General features: G+C 73.1%; 17 protein-coding genes. 11 read left to right on the forward strand and 6 right to left on the reverse strand.

The window, feature by feature from the left end; translation table 11 throughout:
* The 7 genes from ETD83_RS18270 to ETD83_RS18300 all read left to right on the forward strand — a co-directional run.
* Positions 1 to 507, forward strand: a 507-nt coding sequence (locus ETD83_RS18270; RefSeq protein ID WP_171064310.1) for an alpha-glucosidase C-terminal domain-containing protein, incomplete at its 5' end; no start/stop codon positions are given.
* Positions 486 to 1,964, forward strand: a complete 1,479-nt coding sequence (locus tag ETD83_RS18275; RefSeq protein ID WP_171064309.1) for a maltokinase N-terminal cap-like domain-containing protein — start codon at positions 486 to 488, stop codon at positions 1,962 to 1,964. The genes ETD83_RS18270 and ETD83_RS18275, both read left to right, overlap by 22 nt.
* Positions 1,965 to 2,250: 286 nt before the next feature.
* Positions 2,251 to 3,183, forward strand: coding sequence for a C40 family peptidase (locus tag ETD83_RS45370; protein WP_329602876.1), 933 nt, complete (start codon positions 2,251 to 2,253; stop codon positions 3,181 to 3,183).
* 314 nt (positions 3,184 to 3,497) lie between these two features.
* Positions 3,498 to 4,562: a rod shape-determining protein gene (locus ETD83_RS18285; protein WP_171064311.1), complete on the forward strand. Its 1,065-nt coding sequence runs from the start codon at positions 3,498 to 3,500 to the stop codon at positions 4,560 to 4,562.
* Positions 4,563 to 4,585: 23 nt separating this feature from the next.
* Positions 4,586 to 5,524 carry an MBL fold metallo-hydrolase gene (locus ETD83_RS18290; protein WP_138646342.1) on the forward strand — a complete coding sequence of 313 codons (939 nt, stop codon included), beginning with the start codon at positions 4,586 to 4,588 and terminating at the stop codon, positions 5,522 to 5,524.
* Positions 5,525 to 5,575: 51 nt separating this feature from the next.
* Positions 5,576 to 6,439, forward strand: coding sequence for a PLP-dependent transferase (locus tag ETD83_RS18295; RefSeq protein ID WP_205717742.1), 864 nt, complete (start codon positions 5,576 to 5,578; stop codon positions 6,437 to 6,439).
* A gap of 11 nt (positions 6,440 to 6,450) precedes the next feature.
* Positions 6,451 to 7,704, forward strand: a complete 1,254-nt coding sequence (locus ETD83_RS18300; protein WP_138646343.1) for a tetratricopeptide repeat protein — start codon at positions 6,451 to 6,453, stop codon at positions 7,702 to 7,704.
* A gap of 40 nt (positions 7,705 to 7,744) precedes the next feature.
* On the opposite strand, the gene ETD83_RS18305 is transcribed toward ETD83_RS18300, so the two are convergent.
* Entirely contained in the window at positions 7,745 to 9,127 is a 1,383-nt protein-coding gene (locus tag ETD83_RS18305; RefSeq protein WP_138646344.1) for an FAD-dependent oxidoreductase, read from the reverse strand.
* A gap of 44 nt (positions 9,128 to 9,171) precedes the next feature.
* Complete coding sequence (locus ETD83_RS18310; protein WP_230421000.1) at positions 9,172 to 10,305, reverse strand: amidohydrolase family protein; 1,134 nt, start codon at positions 10,303 to 10,305, stop codon at positions 9,172 to 9,174.
* A 106-nt stretch (positions 10,306 to 10,411) separates the two neighbouring features.
* On the opposite strand from ETD83_RS18310, the gene ETD83_RS18315 reads away from it, so the two are divergent.
* Positions 10,412 to 11,884, forward strand: a complete 1,473-nt coding sequence (locus ETD83_RS18315; RefSeq protein WP_205717743.1) for a type I glutamate--ammonia ligase — start codon at positions 10,412 to 10,414, stop codon at positions 11,882 to 11,884.
* On the opposite strand, the gene ETD83_RS42600 is transcribed toward ETD83_RS18315, so the two are convergent.
* Entirely contained in the window at positions 11,881 to 12,042 is a 162-nt protein-coding gene (locus ETD83_RS42600; RefSeq protein WP_171064312.1) for a hypothetical protein, read from the reverse strand. The genes ETD83_RS18315 and ETD83_RS42600 overlap by 4 nt on opposite strands.
* 131 nt (positions 12,043 to 12,173) lie before the next feature.
* Here ETD83_RS42600 and ETD83_RS44575 point away from each other — a divergent pair, with 131 nt between their 5' ends.
* Both ETD83_RS44575 and ETD83_RS18325 read left to right on the forward strand, forming a co-directional pair.
* Complete coding sequence (locus tag ETD83_RS44575; RefSeq protein ID WP_230421001.1) at positions 12,174 to 12,707, forward strand: CGNR zinc finger domain-containing protein; 534 nt, start codon at positions 12,174 to 12,176, stop codon at positions 12,705 to 12,707.
* 74 nt (positions 12,708 to 12,781) lie between these two features.
* Positions 12,782 to 14,062, forward strand: coding sequence for an aromatic acid exporter family protein (locus tag ETD83_RS18325; protein WP_138646347.1), 1,281 nt, complete (start codon positions 12,782 to 12,784; stop codon positions 14,060 to 14,062).
* A 115-nt stretch (positions 14,063 to 14,177) separates the two neighbouring features.
* Here the strand turns inward: ETD83_RS18325 and ETD83_RS18330 are convergent, their stop codons facing one another.
* Entirely contained in the window at positions 14,178 to 15,617 is a 1,440-nt protein-coding gene (locus ETD83_RS18330) for an LVIVD repeat-containing protein (RefSeq protein WP_138646348.1), read from the reverse strand.
* Between the two features lie 167 nt (positions 15,618 to 15,784).
* Here ETD83_RS18330 and ETD83_RS18335 point away from each other — a divergent pair, with 167 nt between their 5' ends.
* Positions 15,785 to 17,311, forward strand: coding sequence for a peptide ABC transporter substrate-binding protein (locus ETD83_RS18335; protein WP_138646349.1), 1,527 nt, complete (start codon positions 15,785 to 15,787; stop codon positions 17,309 to 17,311).
* 3 nt (positions 17,312 to 17,314) lie between these two features.
* On the opposite strand, the gene ETD83_RS18340 is transcribed toward ETD83_RS18335, so the two are convergent.
* Positions 17,315 to 18,058: a polysaccharide deacetylase family protein gene (locus tag ETD83_RS18340; RefSeq protein WP_205717744.1), complete on the reverse strand. Its 744-nt coding sequence runs from the start codon at positions 18,056 to 18,058 to the stop codon at positions 17,315 to 17,317.
* 91 nt (positions 18,059 to 18,149) lie between these two features.
* On the reverse strand, positions 18,150 to 20,381 hold the full coding sequence (recD2, locus tag ETD83_RS18345) for an SF1B family DNA helicase RecD2 (protein ID WP_407921495.1): 2,232 nt from the start codon (positions 20,379 to 20,381) through the stop codon (positions 18,150 to 18,152).
* Positions 20,382 to 20,454 lie beyond the last annotated feature (73 nt).

The raw sequence follows: 20,454 nt of genomic DNA on the forward strand, positions 1-20,454 counted from the left end.
CCCGACCGCAACGCCGGCTTCTCCCAATGCGACCCCGCCCGCCTCTACCTCCCCCTCATCATGGACCCCATCTACGGCTACCAAGCCGTCAACGTCGAAGCCCAAGCCAACAACCCCGGCTCCCTCCTCCACTGGACCCGCAAAATGATCGAGATCCGCCAACGCCACCCCGTCTTCGGCGTCGGATCCTACGTCGAACTGTCCGCCTCCAACCCCTCCGTCCTCGCCTTCACCCGCGAGATCACCAAGGACGAGAGCCCGTGGGGCGAAATGGACACCGTTCTGTGCGTCAGCAACCTTTCGCGTTTCCCGCAGCCGGTCGAACTCGACATGCGCCGATTCGAGGGCTACTCCCCCGTCGAATGCATGGGCGGCGTCCAATTCCCGGCCATCGGCGAACTCCCGTACCTGATGACACTTCCCGGGCACGGCTTCCTCTGGTTCCAGCTGAACCCGCCGGACGCCGACGGCACGGAACCGGGCGCGTGCGCGGAAAGGACCGGCTGACCGTGCTGCCACCCCATCCGGCCCTCACGCGGGCCCTCGCGGAATGGCTGCCCAGGCAGCGATGGTTCGGCGGCAAGGACGGCCCCATCGACGACCTGGCCATCGGCACCGCCACCGAACTCCACACCGGCGACCCCGCCCTGCACCACCTCGTCCTCGACGTCCACCAGAACGGCGCCATAGACCACTACCAGCTGCTCCTCGGCGTCCGGCGCGAGCTGCCCGACCGGCTCAGACACGTCGAGATAGGCGCGTCCACCCACGACGCCCCGGGCGATCCGGACAGCCGGGCGGTGCGCCTGTACGACGCCGCCCACGACCCCGACCTGACCCGCACGCTGCTGGACGAGCTCGCCGCCGGCGCGTCCATCGGCCCGCTGCGGTTCCGCCACGCCGACGGCGCCCGCATCCGGACCGACCTGACGAGCCTGCCCATCACCGCCGAGCAGAGCAACACCTCGTTGCTGTTCGGCGACGCCTACATCTGCAAGCTGTTCCGGCGGCTCAGCCGCGGCGTCAACCTCGATCTGGAGGTCAACCTCGCGCTGACCCGCGGCGGCTGCGCGCACGTCCCGGCCGTCCTCGGCTGGATCGAGCTGGACCCAGGACCGGGCACGTCGCAGGGGGAGCCGGTCACGCTCGGCCTCCTGTCCGACTACCTGCACACCGGCGCGGACGGCTGGAGCCTCGCGATCGCGAGCGTCCGGGACTGGTTCGCGCACCCGCCGCCGCCGCGCGACGCGGGCTGGGAGGGCGCGTGGGCCGAGCTGGACGCGAGCGCCGCCGGCGGCGACTTCGCCGCCGAGGCGGAGCGGCTCGGCGCGGCGACCGCCGCGGTGCACCGCGCGCTCGCGGACACGTTCGGCGTGACGCTGCTGCCCGCGGCTGAGGTCCGCGCAATGGCGGCGCGCATGAACGCCGAGCTGACCGAGACGTGCCGGGCCGTGCCCCGCCTGGCGCCGCACGCCAAGTCGCTCACCGGGGCCTTCCTCGACCTCGCGGCGCGGGCGGAGCCGCTGGCCGTCCAGCGCGTCCACGGCGACTACCACCTCGGCCAGGTCCTGCGCACCGAGAGCGGGTGGACGCTGCTGGACTTCGAGGGCGAGCCGGCGCGGACGCAGAACGAGCGGCGGGCGCTCGCGCATCCGCTGCGGGACGTCGCCGGGATGCTGCGCTCCTTCGAGTACGCGGCCCGGTTCCTCATCGCCAAGCCCGGGACGGTGCCGCCCGAGCCCGCCGGCCGGCTGGAGACGCGGGCGCACGCGTGGGCGGCGCGCAACAGGGCGGCGTTCTGCCGCGGCTACGCGGCGGCGGGCGGCCCCGATCCGGCGGCGCATTCGGTGCTCATTCGCGCCTTCGAATTCGAGAAGGCGGTGTACGAGGTGCGGTACGAGGCACGGAACCGTCCGGCCTGGCTGCCCGTCCCGCTTAAATCGCTCGCCCATCTGACCGCATGATCAAAGACACCAAAGGCCGCCGCTAATTCCATGTCATGATCATGCAAAATCGGGGTGCGCGGGAAAATCCCGGTGCGATCTACGGGTACCCGAACTCTCGGCAGGGAGATCACCTGTCCCGGTGAAAACCGGACGTCGACCCCTGAACGGGGGAACGGAGAGCACCCGAATGTCCACCGCAGGCCACTCGCACGAAAACGAAACCGGGAACGGTGCAGCCGTCGGCCATATCGGCCGCGCCCGGGCGGGCATCCGAAAACAGAGAATCCTCCGGACCGCCGTCACCATGACGGTGACCGGGCTCGCGCTGGCGGTCCCGACGGGTTCGCAGGCGCTCGCCGCGCTCAACCCCGCGGTGCTGAAGAGCCTGCACCTCGACTCCGCCACGCTGAAGAAGGTCCAGGCGTACGACCGGTACCGGACGCGTGAGGCGTCGCAGCGCGAGGGCGCGAGCAGGGCCCTGAGGTTCGCGCGCAAGCAGATCGGCAAGCCGTACCGGTGGGGCGCGGAAGGGCCTGGCGGCTATGACTGCTCGGGCCTCGCGATGGCCTCGTGGCGGAAGGCGGGCGTGAAGCTTCCCCGCGTCACCCACGCGCAGTACCGGCAGGTGAAGCGGAAGGTGGCGCTGAAGAACCTCAAGCCCGGGGACCTCATCTTCTTCCGCGGCCGCAACCACGTTGGACTCTACGTCGGGAACGGACGGTACCTGCATGCGCCGAATACCGGCGCGAGAGTCAGAATCGACAAGCTCAGCGCGCAGCGGAAGAAACAGTTCGCGGGCGCGGTGCGTCCGGGCGCTCCCGCGTACAAGGAGTGGTCGCCTTCGGTGAAGGAGCTCGTCGAGAAGATCGACCGGATGAGCGCGGACAAGCGCGCCGCCAATAAACCGCCAGATAAGGAGCGGGCCCCCCAGATTCCGCCACCAGCCGACACATTGCCTAAATCACCCGATACCTTCCCCGATCACTCCCCCGCCGACGACCAGGCAGAGGCGGACGCGCCGCCCGGCCGCCCCGGCACGACGAAGCCGGACGATTCCGCGGCCCAGCCCTCACGAGGCGACGCACTGCCAGAAGAGACCAAACCCGAGCCACGGCCGAGGTACAAGGCGAAGCCCGCGTCGCGGAGCCCGCGCCACGCCCGGCACGATTCGGACTCCTGGGAGAAGTACGTGGGCCCGGTCGACGCCCTGACCGCGCCAGGCCACGTGCCCCACTAGCCACCCGGCCCACCACCGAGCAAGTTCCGCCGCCATGGACGTCCCACACGTCCATGGCGGTGGCGTATTCGTGTGCATGGCCCTCTGCGAACGGTCCCGGCGGTCGGGCGGTTCGACACCGTCGCCACATGATCTCTTGGTGCCCGCCCGGGACTTGGGGGCGGGCGGAGGCGCGTGCTGGACGGCGTTCCGGAAATTCCGGGCGCGTGATCACCAGGACGTTGCCATTCGCTTACCCGGCCGTGGGCATCCCCACCGGACGCACGGGCATCATCAGGGCTCTTGCGACTTTCGGGGCGATTGGGAGGGACGCGATGTGGGATTTCGCGGGCCGGGACACCGCTATCGACCTGGGCAGCGCCACCGTGCGGATGCACGTCCGAGACCGCGGCGTCGTCTGCCGGGAACCGTCGCTGCTCGCCCGATGCCGGCGCACCGGACGCATCCTCGCGCTCGGCGGGCCGGCGCAGGAGATGGCGGGACGCAACCCTGACGTGACCCTCGTCCGGCCGATCCGGAGGGGCGCGCCGACCGAGACCGACGAGGCCGAATACCTGATGCGGCATCTCGTCCGCAAGCATCACCGGCGCCACTACACGGCGCGTCCGCGGCTGGTGATGACGGTGCCGAGCGGGTTGAGCTCCGTCCACTTCCGGGCGCTGCAGTTCTCCGCGTACCAGGCGGGCGCGCGGCGCCTCACGCTGGTGCCGACGCCGATCGCCGCCGCCATCGGCATGGGCATGACGTCGTCGGCGCGGCCCGAGGTCGCGGTCATCGCCGACATCGGCGCGGACGTCACCGACGTGGGGGTGATCGCGTTCGGCGGGCTCGTCACGTCCCACACCGCGCACGTCGGCGGGGCGGCGTTGGACCGTGCCATCGCGGCGCTGGTCCGGCGCGAGCAGAACGTGGCGCTGTCGGTGTCGGCGGCGGAGGCCGCGAAGCTGGCGGTCGGGGCGGTGCCGCCGCTCGGGCGGCGGCCGGTGCGGCAGACGGTGGTGCACGGGCGCGACGTCGCGACGGGGATGCCGCGCGAGGTCGTCCTCACGACCGTGGACATCGGCCGGGCGATCGCCGGTCCCGTCGCGGAGATCGTCGAGGCGATCGGCACCGGGCTCGCGGGCTGCTCCCCGGAGATCTCCGGGGACCTGCTGAGCGTCGGCATCACCCTCACCGGCGGGTCTGCGCGGCTGCCCGGGCTCGAGCGGCTGATCCGCGACCGGACGGGCCTCGCCGCGCGGATCGGGGACGACACCGGCGACGCGGCCGTGCTCGGCGCCGGGGAGGTGCTGCGCTCGGCCCACTCGCAGGAGCCGTCCGCCAGGGAGAGCTCCCCGCGGCCGCATCTCGTGACGACCGTGCCCGAGTTCGAGTACTGACCGGCGGCTACACTCCGGGTCTCATGAGCGACGCACCCGGCCGCGAGGGCCCCGGAAGCCCGCGGCTGCAGGAGGTCTCGGACGGGGTGTTCGCCTACGTCCAGCCGGACGGCACCTGGTGGATCAACAACACCGGCTTCCTCGTCGGGTCGCGCGGCGTGACCAGCGTGGACTCCTGCTCGACCGAGCGCAGGACCCGCGCGTACCTGGAGGCGATCGGGTCCGTGACCGACCGTCCCGTGCGGACGCTGGTCAACACCCACCACCACGGCGACCACACGTTCGGCAACTACCTGTTCTCCGGCGCGACCGTCGTCGGGCACGAGCAGGCGCGGGCCGCCGCGATCGCGTGGGGCAAGCCGTTCGACGAGCCGTTCTGGACGAAGGTCGACTGGGGCGACGTCGAGCTGGAGCCGCCGTTCCTCACCTACACCGACGGCGTGACCCTGTGGGTGGACGACCTGCGGTGCGAGGTCCGGCACGTCGGGACGCCCGCGCACACGACCAACGACTCGATCGTGTGGATCCCGGACCGGCGGGTCCTGTTCTGCGGCGACCTGCTGTTCAACGGCGGCACCCCGTTCCTGATGCAGGGGTCGGTGTCCGGCGCGATCACGGTGCTGGAGGAGGTCGTCGCGCCGCTGGGCGCGGAGGTGATCGTCCCGGGGCACGGCCCGGTGGCGGGGCCGGAGCTGATCGACCACGTGGTCGGGTATGCCCGGTTCGTCCAGACGACGGCCAGGGCGGGGAAGGCGGCCGGGCTGACGCCGCTGGAGGCCGCGCGGGAGGCCGATCTCGGGCCGTTCGCGGAGCTGACCGACGCCGAGCGGCTCGTCGGCAACCTGTACCGCGCCTACGCCGAGCTGGACGGGCTCGAACCAGGCGGGCAGATCGACCTGGTCTCCGCCCTCAGCGACATGATCGAATTCAACGGGGGCCGTCCGCTGACCTGCCGCGCCTGAACGCCTTCAGCGGGGTCCGGCCGTCGCGACGGGGAGGACGCCGGCACATCGGTGAGGAGGGGTGCGGGTGAGGGACGGGACGCTGGCGGTGGGGGCCGGACGGCCCGCGCCGGAGAACTTCGCGCCGGGGCTGCCCGGGCCGGTGTTCGCGGCGCACTACCACCTGGCCGGGGAGCCGGCCGGGCCCTACACGTACGGACGGACGGCAACCCGACGTGGACGCTGCTGGAGCGTGCCATCGGCGAGCTTGAGGGCGGCGCCGAGGCGGTGTCGTTCTCGTCCGGGATGGCGGCCGTGGCGAGCGTGCTGCTGTCGCAGGTGCGGGCCGGTGACGTCGTCGTCCTGCCCGATGACTGCTACATGACGACCCGGATGCTGAAGGAGCGGCTGGAGTCGTACGGGGCGGCCGTCCGGATGGGGCCCACGGCGGGGGACGCGCAGATCCGGCTGCTGGACGGGGCGCGGCTGGTCTGGCTGGAGACGCCGTCCAACCCGGGGCTGGACGTGTGCGACATCGCGCGGGTCGTCGAGGCGGCGCACGCGGCGGGCGCGCTGGTGGCGGTGGACAACACGCTGGCCACGCCGCTCGGGCAGCGGCCCCTGGACTGGGGCGCCGACTTCTCCGTCGCCAGCGACACCAAGGCGATGACGGGCCACGGGGACCTGCTCCTCGGGCACGCTGCGGGACGAGGCGTCGGCGGAACGGTTCCTCGGCTCGCTGCGGCTCGTCATGCAGGCGACCAGCTTCGGCGGCGTGCACAGTTCGGCGGAGCGGCGCGGACGGTGGGGCGGCGACGCGGTGGAGCCCGGGTTCGTCCGCTTCTCCGCAGGGATCGAGGACACGGAGGATCTTGTGGCGGACGTCCTCCAGGCCCTGGGGAAAATGTCGTGAATCTCGGTGGCCGCCGGTTGTAGCGTGGCCGCCCATGAGCGAAGCGCGGGCACTTCTGGACAGCGGCGACATCGCCGGGCTCATCCGGCATCTGCGGTTCAACGCGGAGGACATGGGGCTGGCCGAGGTGGCGGGGCTCATGGAGGGCGCGGCGGCCCGGTCCGGGTTCGACGACATGCGGGAGGCGGCCGCGGCGATGGTCCGCGCGCGCGGACCGCAGGAGCTGTACGACTTCGGGTACGCGTGCATCGAGCGCGGCGTGCCGTTCCTGGCGATCCCGGCGCTGCGGCAGGCGCTGGAGCTGATGCCCGACGAGCCCGCGCTGCTGATGGAGCTGGTCTCGGCGCTGGAGCGGGAGAACCGGCACGCCGAGGCCGTCGCCGCGCTGGAGCCGCGCGTGGTGGCGCTGGACCCGTGGCCCGCCCGGTACCTGCTCGCCTACAACGCGCTGCTGGCCGGGGACGTCGTCCGGGCGGACCGGGAGGCGACGGCGCTGCCCGTCCCGGACGACGCCGACTGGGCGCCCGCCCATGACCGGCTGGCGCGGATGCTCGCCAGGGCGCGGACGGTCCGGGCCGTCAGCCCGCTGGACGCCAAGGACCTGCGGGGCTGGCACTTCACGCTCGGCGGCGGCGTCCTGGCCACGATCTCGCCGTACGGGTTCGACCGGGGCATGACCGGACGGTTCGCGTACACCTCCGACGGTTTCGCGATGTGCCGCCAGGTCCTGGACCGGCTGCGGCTGATCCTGGACGCGGCCGGACGGCGCCCGGCGTCGGTCGGCGTCCTGCCCGACCGGTCGAGCCAGATCCTGGGGCTGGCGGCGGCGGAGGTGTTCGGGCTCCCGGCAGAGCCGTACGCCCCCGGACGCCCCGATGTCCTCGTGGTCGCGTACGACCTGAACGAGACCGAGGCGGACGGGCTGTGGGAGCGCGCCGAGGGACAGGTGCTGTTCGAGCGCGCCACCTGCTGGACGGCCCCTCCGGCGGTCAGCGCCGACGTGACCGGGCTCCTGCACCAGGTCGTCGTCGCGCCCTGGGGCGAGCAGCTGCGGGTGACGCCGGACGGCGAGACCGAGACCGTCCCGCCGGACGTGCGGCCGGTGGAGGAGCTGGCGGCCGAGATCGTCCAGGCCGTCCCGGAGAAGGACGAGGGCGACGGCGCCACGCCGCCCGACCCCGACGAGGCCCTCGCCGGGTTCGCGCGGGCGGTCGCCGGGCAGTGGCTCACCGGCCCGCGGGACGCGGTCCGCTCCCCCGGCCCGGTCCCGAGCAGCCGTTTCGCCTAGGCCGCCCGGCCGGACAGGCCGCCTACACCGCCTGGACCGCCTAGCCGGACATGTCGCGCTCGACGGCCTCGGCGGCCTTGCGGGCGGCGATCAGGACGGGGTCCCAGGCGGGCGAGAACGGCGGCGCGTAGCCGAGGTCGAGGCCCGTCATCTGTTCGACGGTCATGCGGTTCCACAGCGCGATGGCGAGGCCGTCCACGCGTTTGGCGGCGTTCTCCTCACCGACGATCTGCGCGCCGAGCAGCCGTCCCGAGCGGCGCTCGGCGATCAGCTTGGTCTTCATCATGGTGGCGCCCGGGTAGTAGCCGGCGCGGGTGGTGGACTCGACGGCCGCGCTCAGCGTCTCGAACCCGGCGGCGGCCGCCTCGCGCTCGTTCAGCCCGGTCCGCGCGACCTCGATCCGGCAGATCTTGGACACGGCGGTGCCGACGACGCCGGGGAACGTCGCGTAGCCGCCGCCCAGGTTGATCCCGGCGACGCGGCCCTGCTTGTTGGCGTGCGTGCCGAGCGCGATCGCGACGGGGCCGCCCGAGACGAGGTGGCGGGTCTCGACGCAGTCGCCCGCGGCCCAGACCCGGTCGGTGCGGGTGCGCATCCGCCGGTCGGTGACGATGCCGCCGGTCGGGCCGGTCTCGATTTCGGCGGCGCGGGCGAGGTCGGCGCCCGGCCGCACGCCGAGCCCGAGGACGACGAGGTCCGCGGGCAGGGTCCGGCCCGCGGTGCGGACGGCGGTGACGTGCCCGTCCGGGGACGTCTCGAAGCCCTCGACCCGCTCCCCGAGGTGCAGGTCCACGCCGATGCCGCGGATCGCGTCGGCGATGACGGCGCCCATGTCGGGGTCGAGAGTCCGCATCGGCTGGTCGGCGGCGTCCACGATGGACACCTCCAGGCCGCGCATCACCATCGCCTCGGCCATCTCCAGGCCGATGTAGCCGCCGCCCACCACGACCGCACGCCGCGGTTTCTCCTTTTCGAGGACGCCGCGGATCCCGATCCCGTCGTCGAGGATCTGCACGCCGTGGACGCCGCGCGCGTCCGCCCCGGGAAGCCGCGGCCGCATGGGGACGGCGCCGGTCGCGACCATCAGCTGGTCGTAGGACTCCCAGCGCTCCCCGCCGCCCTCGTGGTCGCGGACCCGCACCCGGCCGCCGTCCACGTCGATCTCGACGGCCTCGGTGCGCAGCCGCAGGTCGATGTCGCGCTCGCGGAACTCGGCGGGCGTGCGGGCGATGAGCTTGTCGAGCTCCTCGACCACGCCGCCCACGTAGTAGGGGATGCCGCACGCCGAATAGGACGCGTGGTGCCCGCGTTCGACGACGAGGATGCCGAGGTCGTCCGCGTTCCGGCGCCTGCGGGCCTGCGACGCGGCGCTCATCCCCGCGGCGTCGCCTCCGATGACGAGCAGCCGTTCCCGTGCGGCCATGGCGCATCCCCCTCGAATCGCTCGGACCCTCGTCGCCCGGACCGTCAGATCCCGTACACGCGGCGGGCGTTGCCGGACGCGATCAGACCGGCGACGCGTTCGGCGTCCGCGGCCGTCCAGGCGCCGTCGTCCACGCCCCCGGCGAGAAATCCCGCGAGGCCGCGCCGGAACAGCAGCGCCCCCAGGTGGTACAGCTCGGCCAGCCCGAACGCGTCCGACGAGTAAAGCACCTTCCCGAACGGCGCGAGCTCCAGCAGCTCGGCGATCAGGACCGGCGCGCGGTGCCCGAGGTTGTGGGTCGCGAGGCCCGCGTCGACGTACACGTTCGGGAGCACCTGGGCGAGGTAGCCCGCGTGCCGGTGGAACGGGTAGTTGTGCAGCAGCATCGCGGGGACGGGATCCATGGCGCGCAGCAGCTCGATGAGCAGCAGCGGGTCGCCGCGGCGCAGGTCGGCGTCCGCGTCGCCGTACCCGACGTGGAACTGCACCGGCAGCCCGGCGTCGACCGCGCACCAGACGAGGAACCGGTGCAGGACCTCGTCGCACACGCGCGGCGCGCCCGCCCGCATCGGTTCGCCCGCCCGCTCCGGTTCGGCGGCCCGCATGAGCCGTCCGGCCGCCGCCGTGACCTCCGCCGGGGACGGGCGCTCGCCCGGCAGCTCCAGCCCGGCCCGGTACGCGGCGATCGACTTCGCCCCGACCGCGTCGTGCTCCTGGACGCGGGTGCGGACCTCGTCCGCGAAGCGCGCCGCGTCGACGCCGTCCGCCGCGACCCGCTCGGCGACGCTCTCCAGCCGGACGATCTCGTGCGCCTCCGCGCCCGCGAGCCGTCCGAGGTCAGGCGGGCCGAGGATCGACTGCGGCGTGTACCCGGTGTCCACGCACAGGGCCCGCAGCCCGGCGGCGTCCAGGAAGCGGCGGTTGACCTCGGCCGCGCCCAGCTCGGCGCGGCGGGCGAGGTAGGCGTCCGGCTCCGCGTGCGCGTCCAGGCCCAGGACGGGCGGGCACCAGCGCCGCAGCGCGAACCCGACCTGCGTGTCGAACATGCTGACGCCCGGCGGGCCCGCGGACTCCGCCTCTGTCAGTAGTTCCCCGAACTCCGCGTGGTCCAGATCCCGGCCGAGGACGCCGTGGCAGTGGTGGTCGATCAGCCGCAGCGACTCCAGGTGCTCAAGCACGGGGCCCGTCTCCTCCCTGAAAGCGGATGATCTCTCTACGATGCCCTTGCGGGACGTCAATCGTCGCCGCGTCACGCCGACGCCACTCCGATCGGGAGCCAGCACCGTGGAACAGATCCCTGAGACCGTCTTCGCCGGGCACAGCATCGACGGGCCCACCCGCGCGCGGCTCGGCAAGCGGGCCGGCGAGACCGCGCGGCGGCTGGCCGGGCAGGACGTCGTGGCCGTCGCGCTCACCTGGGTGGACGTCAGCGGGATCACGCGGACCAAGACCGTCCCGGTGGAGCGGCTCGAGCACGCGGCGGCGTGGGGCGTCGGGATGTCGCCGGTGTTCGACGTGTTCCTGCTGGACGACTCGATCACGTCCGGGAAGCACATCGGCGGCCCGGCCGGGGACCTGCGGCTCCACCCGGACCTGGACCGCCTCCGCATCCTGGCGGCGCTGCCCGGCTGGGCGCACGCGCCCGCGCTCCGGTACGCGCAGGACGGCGGCGTCCACCCGCTGGACACGCGGGCGCTGCTGCGCCGCGAGACCGAGCGGCTCGCGGAGGGCGGCTGGTCGGTGAGGGCCGCCTTCGAGATCGAGTGGGCCGTGTCGAAGGGCGAGGGGGACGACTTCGTGGCCGCGTCCCGGGGCCCGGCGTACGGGATGACGCGGGTCACCGAGCTGGCCGGATACCTGCGGGACGTCCTGTCGGCGCTGAAGGAGACCGGGGTCGCCGTCGCGCAGCTGCACCCCGAGTACGCGGCCGGGCAGTACGAGGTGTCGGTCGCGGCCGAGGACCCGGTCGGCGCGGCCGACACCGCCGTCCTGGTGCGGGAGACGATCCGGGCGGTGTCGACGGCGCACGGCCTGGCCGCCTCGTTCTCCCCGAAGGTCGAGGCGGATTCGGTCGGCAACGGCGCGCACGTCCACCTCAGCCTGTGGCAGGAGAACGCGGGTCAGAACTCGCAGGGGGGTGTGGAGGGTCGTCCTCCACAGGAAACGGGCCCGGTGAACGCGATGGCGGGCGGCGACGGTCCGTGCGGGATGACGGCCGCCGGGGAGGCGTTCGCCGCCGGGATCCTGCGCCGGCTGGCGGCGCTGCTGGCGGTCGGGGCGCCGTCGGTGGCCAGTTACCTGCGGCTCGTCCCGTCGCACTGGGCGGGCGCGTTCGCGTGCTGGGGGCCGGAGAACCGGGAGGCGGCGCTGCGGTTCGTCACCGGCGCGGAGGGCGAGCAGTATCGCGCGGCGAACCTGGAGGTCAAGTGCCTGGACGGCGCCGCCAACCCGTACCTGCTGCTGGCCGCGCTGCTCGCCGCCGGGCGGGACGGGCTCGGCGCCGAGCTCCGGCTCCCGGAGCCGGTCGAGGTCGACCCGGCGGCGCTCACGGAGCAGGAGCGCGCCGCCCGCGGCATCGAGCCGCTTCCCGCGTCGCTGGCGGAGTCGGTCGCGGCGTTCGAGGCCGACGCCGTCCTGCGGGACGCGCTCGGCGAGGCCGTCACCGACACCGTGTCGGCCGTCCGGCGCGGCGAGATCGCGCTGCTGGACGGCGCGTCGCCGGAGGAGATCGCCGCCGCCACCCGCTGGCGCCACTAGGACGCGTCCGATGCAGACACGTCGGCGGCTCCCCCCGCCACGGCCGTGCCCCCCGCCGCCGGGCCGGGCTCGAACCGCCGCACGCGGACCTGGACCTCGCCGCAGGCGCAGCGGGTGTAGGTCACCACGCCCTCCGACGTCAGATGGCGCGAGAGCACCTCGTACGCCTCGGACTCGGGCCAGCCACAGCGTGGGCATTCCTCCACCGCGCACACATCCCCATGGAAGCGGGTAAGGGTTGTAATTAGTATGTCGTTTACAGCATGGCATGCCACCGGAGGCGACGGCAATGCGGATCACTGGATACAAGAGCCACGGGGTGGCCGCCTCGGCCGCGCTGGTCAACGCCGTCACCAGCACCGGCGGTGACGACTCCGCGGACGCGCTGCGCCGGATCCTGCGCGACAACGAGTTCTTCTGGCAGCAGTTCAGGGACGACGACGCCGGCGACTTCCGCGCCTGGGGCCGGACGCTGCGGCCGTTCTTCGAGGCCGCCCGCGTCGAGGACGCGATGGCCCTGCTGAACGGGCTGATGCTGCAGGTCCCGATGCATCCGCACCTCGCCGACCACGAGCCGCACGGCCTGCACATGCACTACGCGCCGCCGTCGTCCCGGCTCCCGGACCGGTTCCGCGCGACGACGCTGATGAACCTCGCCGAGCTGATCGTCGAGCATGGGCTCACCCGGACGGGCGTCTGCGCGGCGGACGGCTGCGACCGGGTGTACGCCGACACGTCCCGGGCGGGACGGCGCCGCTTCTGCTCCGAGTCCTGCGCCAACCGGACGAACGTCGCCGCCTTCCGCGCCCGCCGCCGCAGCTGATCGTCCCCGGGTGACCTTTCTCGCTTTCAGCGGCTTTACCGCAACATTGCCGACATGCGGGAAGGACACCCGGCATGTCCGAGTTCATCCGCCGGGAGGTCCGGTCGGACGGCTACCGCATCGCCCGGCTGACGATCACCGCCGTGGCGGCGTACGTGCTGGCCCTGACGGTGCTGCCGGAGGGCGGGCCGAAGCCGCTGCTGTCGCCGCTGACCGCGCTGCTCGTCGTCCAGTTCTCCGTCTACCAGACGATCAGGGCGGGCATCCTGCGGGTCGCGGCCGTCACCTCCGGGGTGCTGGTGGCGGTGATGGCCGCGAGCACCATCGGGTTCTCCTGGTGGACGCTCGGCCTGACGATCCTCGCCGCGCTCGTGATCGGGCACGTCCTGCGGCTCCGCGAGCACGTGCTGGAGGCGCCGATCTCCGCGATGCTGATCTTCGCGCTGGGCGCGGCCAGCGGGAGCGGCGCCGCCGAACGGGTCCTGGAGACGCTGATCGGCGCCGCCACCGGGCTGGCCGCCACGCTGCTCGCGCCGTCGGTGCGGATCCGTCCGGCGGAGGAGGCCGTCGAGGACATCACCGAGAAGCTGCGCGCGCTGATCGAGGAGATCGCCGACGGTCTGCGGGGCGAGCGCACCGGGCATGAGGCGGCCCGCTGGCAGGACGGCGCCGAGCGGCTCGCCCGCGAGATCGGCCGCGCCGACCAGGAGCTCGGCGCGGCCGAGGAGAGCGTCCGGCTCAACCCCCGCACCCGGGCGCGGCGCCTCATCGACGCGGGCGTCGCGCTGCGCAACGCCATGGAGACGATGGAGCACTTCACGCTGTCGCTGCGCGGCCTGACCCGGGCGCTCGCCGACGACGAGCGGCTCGGGGACCGGGGCCGGCTGATGACCGACGGGTCGCTGCGCCGCGAGCTCGGCGACGCCCTCGCCGGGATCGCCGCCGGCGTCGCCGCCTACGGCCGGCTGGCCCGCTCCGACCTGGCCCGCGACGCGCGTCCGTTCCTCGCCGAGCACGACCTCGAGGTCCGCGTGGACGTCGCCCGCGAGCGCCGCGCCCGGCTCGCCCGCAGGCTGCACGAGCGGGCCGTGGCCGGGGACCCGTGGCCGCTGTACGGGGAGGTGTCCATGGACGTCGACCGGCTCATCGAGAACCTGCGCGTCGAGCACCGGACCCGTGCCCGCGAGCACTGGCGGCGGCACCGCGGCGCGTCCCGGCATCTGCCCGCGCGTCCCGTCCGGGCCGTCCAGCGGGCGGGGCACCAGCTCCGCCGGGCCGCCGGGTCCGCCGCGGACGCGGCCGAGCGGAGCGCCCGCGAATCGGGCGAGCAGTACTGGCGGCGCGGCGGCCGGTGACGCCTCGGCCGTGCGGGGCGGAGGCCCGTCCTTGGGGGTGGGGCGGGCTCCGCAGAAGCGGGTCTCCGCAGGACGGGCCTCCGCAGAAACGGGGGCGGCGCGGTTCTTGGGACGGTCAGCGGAAGGTCGGCTCCAGCACGTCTACGCCGCGCGTGTTGTCGGCGACGTACACGTACTTGCCGTGCCAGTAGGGCTGCCAGGACGAGGCGTCCGCCGGCCGGTAGTAGGCGACCTGTTTCGGGTTCGTCGGGTCGCGGACGTCCAGGAAGCGGGTGCCCTGCGCGTAGAACGACTGGACGACGATGCCGTCGCGGACGTCGAGGTAGTGAGCCGAGCAGTCCAGGCTCTTCGGGTCGCTGCCCTCCTTGCCCGCAACGCCCCACGTGCCGACGGTGCGCAGGCGGAACGGGTCCTGCGGCGTGGAGCGCCAGCCCTCGCCCCGGTAGGAGCCCTCCAGCGACGCGATGACGAGCAGCCCGTCGTTGGCGCAGCCGTCGTTGAACGTCTCCTCGGTGACGTAGAGCAGCTTGCCGTTGCCCCACCTGCGCGGGTCGGCGGCCTGGTTCCGGGTCCGGCCGGTCGCGCGGTAGCTGTTGTGCATGAACGCGGAGTTGGTGGTGGCCTCGTCCAGCCCGCCGCCCGCGAAGGGGACGGGGTCGTACGCGGTCGCCCTGCGCCACCTCTTCTCCAGCGGGTCGTAGTGCCGGCCGGACGTGTGGTATCCGCGGACGCCGCCGCGCCCGGACGCCCACGCGACCCCGTCGGAGTCGACCTGGATGTCGTGCGTGTAGTCCGTCTTGCCGTCGTTGCGGCCGGTGTCGATCGGCTTCTCGTACACCTTCGGCTTGGCCGGGTCGCGGACGTCGGTGACCCAGACGGGGCGTCCGCCCCAGTCCGCGGGCATCCAGTCGGCTTTCGCGGGCCCGCCCGTCCACAGGTATCTGCAGTCGTTGACGCAGGTGGTGGTGTGCCCGGCCGGGACCTTCACGTACGTGATGTGCCGCAGGCTCTCCGGCTTGGACGCGTCCACGACGTAGATGCCGGACTCGCCGGTCTTGGTGTCCCCGCCGAACGCGCGCGGATCCCGGGACAAGTAGATGATCTTGCGCTCGGGGTCGAAGTCGGTGTCCTCGGTCTCCCACATGCCGGGCATGTTCAGCTGCCCGACCAGCTTCGGGGCGCGGGGGTCGGCGGACACGTCGTACGCCTTCAGCCCGAACTCGCCGGTCGCGTACATGATCGTCCGCTTGTGCCGGCCGTGGCCGTAGTCGATGAACATCAGCGAGATCGCGCCCTTGGCGTCGCTCACCCCCCCGACACGCCGCACGCCCTTGATCGCCTCGGACTCCGTGGCCGCGGCGGGCGCCCGGTGGTAGTGCCCGGAGTGCCGGCCGCCGCCGGTGCCCTCGCCCTCGGACGCGGCCCGCGTGCCCTGGGCGCCGGGCGGCTCGGGCGGGCACGCCCAGGCGGTCCCGGCCAGCAGCGCCGCGGCCGTCGCGACCGCGCCGCCGGCCTGGATCAGGCGCCTGACGGAAACGGATGTGCGGGGAGCCATCGCACCTCCAAGGGAGAGATCATCGCAGCCGCCAGTGTGAACGAGGCTGGAACGTTGATCAACAGGCACGCGCATCACGAAATGGACTCAGCAGCGTAAGGACTGGTCGGACCTGTCGTCCTGCCGTACCCTCGCGCTCGTCCCCGCCTGGCTCCCGGGAGAAGTCGTTGAGAAGCTCCACCCGTACCGCGGCCCTGGTCACCGGCGCCGTGGTGGTCCTGCTGGCCCCGATCGCGGCGCTCCGGGCGGCGAGCGGGCCGGACGACCCGCGGATCTCCGTCGGCGCCGCAGCCCCGGCGACGCTGCTGCCCGGCGACGTCCGCGACGGCACCGGCCGCATGATCGCGAACGCGGTGTGGACGGGCCTCGTCGCCTACGACCCGGGAACGGGCGCGCCCGCGAACGCCGCCGCCGAGTCGATCACCAGCCCGGACCGGAGGGTCTGGACGGTCCGGCTGCGCCCCGGCGCGACGTTCCAGGACGGGACGCCCGTCACGTCCCGCTCCTTCACCGGCGCCTGGACGGCCGTCCTGCGCGAAGGCTGGGCCGGGTCGCGGCTGTTCACCGACGTCGCCCGCGTCAAGGGCGCCAAGCAGGGCGCGACCGAGGTCCCCGGCATCGAGGTCAAGGACGACCGGACGTTCGAGGTGACGCTCGACCGTCCGCTGACCGGGTTCCCGGCGCTGCTCGGCGACCCCGCGTTCTTCCCGATACCCGAGAGCGTCCTGACGTCGCGGGACTGGACGTCCTACGGCCGTGCCCCCGTGGGCAACGGCCCGTTGCGCCTGAAGTCGCGGAGCGCGCGGGAGATCGTCCTGGCCCCCGTGAAGGGCGGGCGTTCCATCGTCGTCAAGCGGATGCCGGACGCGCGCACGCAGTACGCCGCCGCCGAGTCCGGCGACCTCGACGTCGCCACGCTGGTCCCGGCCGACCGGCACGAGTCGATGGACGCCGACTTCGGCGACCGCCACCGCGCCGTGCCCGGACGCGACGTGACCTACCTGGCGTTCCCCGGATGGGAGGAGCGGCTCGCGTCCCCGACCGTCCGGCAGGCGCTGTCCATGGCGGTCGACCGTTCCGCCGTGACCGAGGGGCCGCTCGGCCACCAGTACTCGCCCGCCGACGCGCTCGTCGCGCCCGGCATCCTCCCGGGCCACCGCGAGGGGCAGTGCCGCCTGTGCCTCCACGACGCGAGGGCCGCCGTCTCCGCGCTGGCCGACGCGGGCGGCCTCACCGGGCCGGTGAACCTCTGGTACGAGGCGGGCCGGGGCGACGACGCCTGGGTACGGACGGTCGCCGACCAGCTCCGCAAGGAGCTCAAGGTCGACGCGCGCCCGCACCCCGTCACGGGCCTGGCCAAGGCCCTGGACGACCGCACGGTGGACGGTCCGTTCGTCGTCCGCACCACCGCCGCCTACCCCGCGCCCGTCGCCGCGCTCGCGCCGCTGCTGGACGCCGGAACCGGCTTCGACGACGGCTACACCGCCCGCCTCGTCGCCGAGGCGGAGCGCGCGGCCACCGCGGACGCGGGCGTGATCCCGGCACGTCTCGCCGAGAGCGCCCTGCTGCGGGACATGCCGGCGATGCCGCTGTGGTCCCGCCACGACCACCTGGTGTGGTCGGAACGCGTCCGCGGCGTCACCGCCGGCGCCTTCACCGGCCTCCGCCTCACGGCCCTGTCCGTCAGGGACTGACCGTCACGAGTCCGCCGGATCATCGTCGTCCGGCTCCACGGCCTTGCCGGTGGCCGGCGAGATCATTCCGGCGCACAGCTCGCGGCTCCGCAGGTTCTCCACGATCGCCGGGATGGCCTCGATGGTCGCGGCGTAGCCGTCGTGCATGAGGATGACCTCGCCGCTCTGCACGGTGACGGCCTCCTCCACGATCTCCTCGGCGGACTTGCCGCTCCAGTCCCGGGTGTCGACGTCCCAGATGATCTCGGTCATGCCGAGCCCCTCCGCGACCGCCTTGACCGTGGCGTCCGTGTTCCCGTACGGGGGCCGGAACAGCGTGGGCGCCGTCCCGGTGAGCTCCTCCAGCAGGTCCTTCGTCCGTTCGAGCTCCGAGTGGATCTCCTCCTCTGGCAGCTTCGTCAGCTGCGGATGGGACCAGCTGTGGTTGGCGATCCACATGCCGGCCTCCTTCTCTGCGACGACCAGCTCCCGGTTCTTCTCCGCCTTCTCGCCGATGTTGAACAAAGTGGCCCGGACGCCGTTCTCCCGCAGCGCGGAAAGGAGCCGGGAGGTGTACTCAGGAGTGGGGCCGTCGTCGAAGGTCAGGCCCACGTAACCCGCTCCGCATTTCGGGTCGCCGGCGGCGGCGCGGGCGGGGGCGGCCGTCGCGGCGACCGCGAATCCGGCGGCGAGGACGACCGTCAGGGCGAGGGCGAGGATGTGCGGGAGCGGCGCGGTGCCGTGGGGGGCGGGAGCGTGTGTGATCATGTCTGCCATTTTGAAAACGCTTCCGAAACACCTGTCAATACTTCTCAGGGCCGTCCCGGAACTGAAATTTCACTATCCCGCTGAAAAGGCGCTACCGCGGGGACAGGCGGTGGGCGAGGGCGGTGTGGCGGCGCCCCGCGCCGGCGGTGCGGACGGCGGCGGCGAGCGCCCGGCGCGACCCGACGAGGACGACGAGCTTCTTCGCCCGGGTGATCCCCGTGTAGAGGAGGTTGCGGCGCAGCATCATCCACGCGCCGGTGGTGAGCGGGATGACGACGGCCGGGTACTCGCTGCCCTGCGAGCGGTGGATCGTGATGGCGTAGGCGTGGGCGAGCTCGTCCAGCTCGTCGAACGCGTAGTCGACGCTCTCGTCCTCGTCGGTGACGACGGTCAGCGACTGCTCTTCGAGCGACACGGACGTGACGACGCCGACGGTGCCGTTGAAGACGCCCGCCTCGCCCTTGTCGTAGTTGTTGCGGAGCTGGGTGACCTTGTCGCCGACGCGGAAGACGCGTCCGCCGTAGCGGCGTTCGGGGCGCGCGTCGTCGTGCGGGGTGAGGGCCTCCTGCAGCCGCGCGTTCAGCTCCCCGGCCCCGGCGGCGCCCCGGTGCATCGGCGCGAGGACCTGGACGTCGCGGCGCGGGTCGAGGCCGAACTTGCGCGGGACGCGGTTGGCGACGACGTCGACGGTCAGCTCGGCCGCCTCGTCCTGCTCCTCGCACGGGAACAGGAAGAAGTCGGGGTAGCCGTGCGTCTGCGGATGGTCGCCGGAGTTGACGCGGTGCGCGTTGACGACGATGCCGGACCGCTGCGCCTGCCGGAAGATCTTCGTGAGCCGGACGCGCGGGATCACCTCGGCGCCGAGCAGGTCGGCGAGCACCTCGCCCGCCCCGACGGACGGGAGCTGGTCGACGTCCCCGACGAGCAGCAGGTGCGCGCCGCGCGGGATCGCCTTGACCAGCTTGTTGGCCAGGATCAGGTCGACCATGGACGACTCGTCGATGACGACCAGGTCGGCGTCAAGCGGGGTGTCCTGGTCGAACTTCGCGTCGCCGCCGGGCTGGAGCTGCAGGAGCCGGTGGACGGTCGCGGCCTCGTGCCCGGTCAGTTCGGCGAGGCGCTTGGCGGCCCGCCCGGTCGGCGCCACCAGGACGATCTTCGCCTTCTTCGCGGCGGCCAGCTCGACCACCGAGCGGACGGTGAAGCTCTTGCCGCAGCCGGGCCCGCCGGTCAGCACCGACACCTTGGACGTCAGCGCGAGCTTGACCGCCTCCTCCTGCTCGGGGGCGAGCTCCTGGCCGGTGCGCTGCCTGAGCCAGGGCAGCGCCTTGCCCCAGTCGACGTCGGCGAACGCTTTGAGGCGGTCGGTCGGGGCGTCCAGCAACTCCAGCAGCCCGCGCGCCAGGGAACGTTCGGCGCGGTGGAACGGCACCAGGTACACGGCGGGGATCGTCGCGGCGTCCTCGCCCTCGCCGGGGATCGGCTCCCGGACGACGCCCTCGTCGCGGGCCAGCTCGTCCAGCGCCGGGACGATCAGCTCCCGCCCGACGCCGAGGATCTTCTCCGCGGCCGTGACGAGGTTCGGCTCCGGCAGGAAGCAGTGGCCGTCGTCCGCCGCCTCCGACAGCGTGTACTGGAGGCCCGCCTTGATCCGCTCGGGGCTGTCGTGCGGGATGCCGACGGCCTGCGCGATCGTGTCGGCCGTCTTGAACCCGATGCCCCACACGTCGGACGCGAGCTGGTACGGCTGCTTCCGGACGGTCTCGATCGACGCGTCGCCGTACTGCTTGTAGATGCGGACGGCCAGGGACGTCGACACCCCGACGCCCTGCAGGAAGACCATCACCTCCTTGATGGCCTTCTGCTCCTCCCACGCCTCGCCGATGCGCTTCGTTCTTTTGGGGCCGAGGCCCTGCACCTCGACGAGCCGCTCCGGCTCCTCCTCGATGATCCGGAGGATGTCGGTGCCGAAGTGGCCGACCATCCGGTCGGCCATCACCGGCCCGATCCCCTTGATCATGCCGGAGCCGAGGTAGCGGCGGATGCCCTGGATCGTCGCCGGCAGGACGGTCGTGTACGAGTCGACCTCGAACTGCTTGCCGTACTTGGGATGCGAGCGCCACCGCCCGACGAGGCGCAGGCTCTCCCCCACCTGCGCGCCGAGCAGCGCCCCGACGACCGTCAGCAGGTCGCTGCCGCTCTTGGCGGTCGCGACGCGGGCGACGGTGTAGCCGGTGTCCTCGTTGGTGTACGTGATCCTTTCCAAGACCGCGTCAAGCTCCGCCGGACGCGGCGCGGCGTCGGGCGTCGGGGAGGTCGGCACGGTCACCATGATGACCGATCCCGCCGACACGATGGCCGGATCCGGCAGGCGATCTAGATCTTGGGCCGGGCCC

This window comes from Actinomadura soli, assembly GCF_005889715.1.
In the GTDB taxonomy this organism is placed as follows: Bacteria; Actinomycetota; Actinomycetes; order Streptosporangiales; family Streptosporangiaceae; genus Spirillospora; species Spirillospora soli.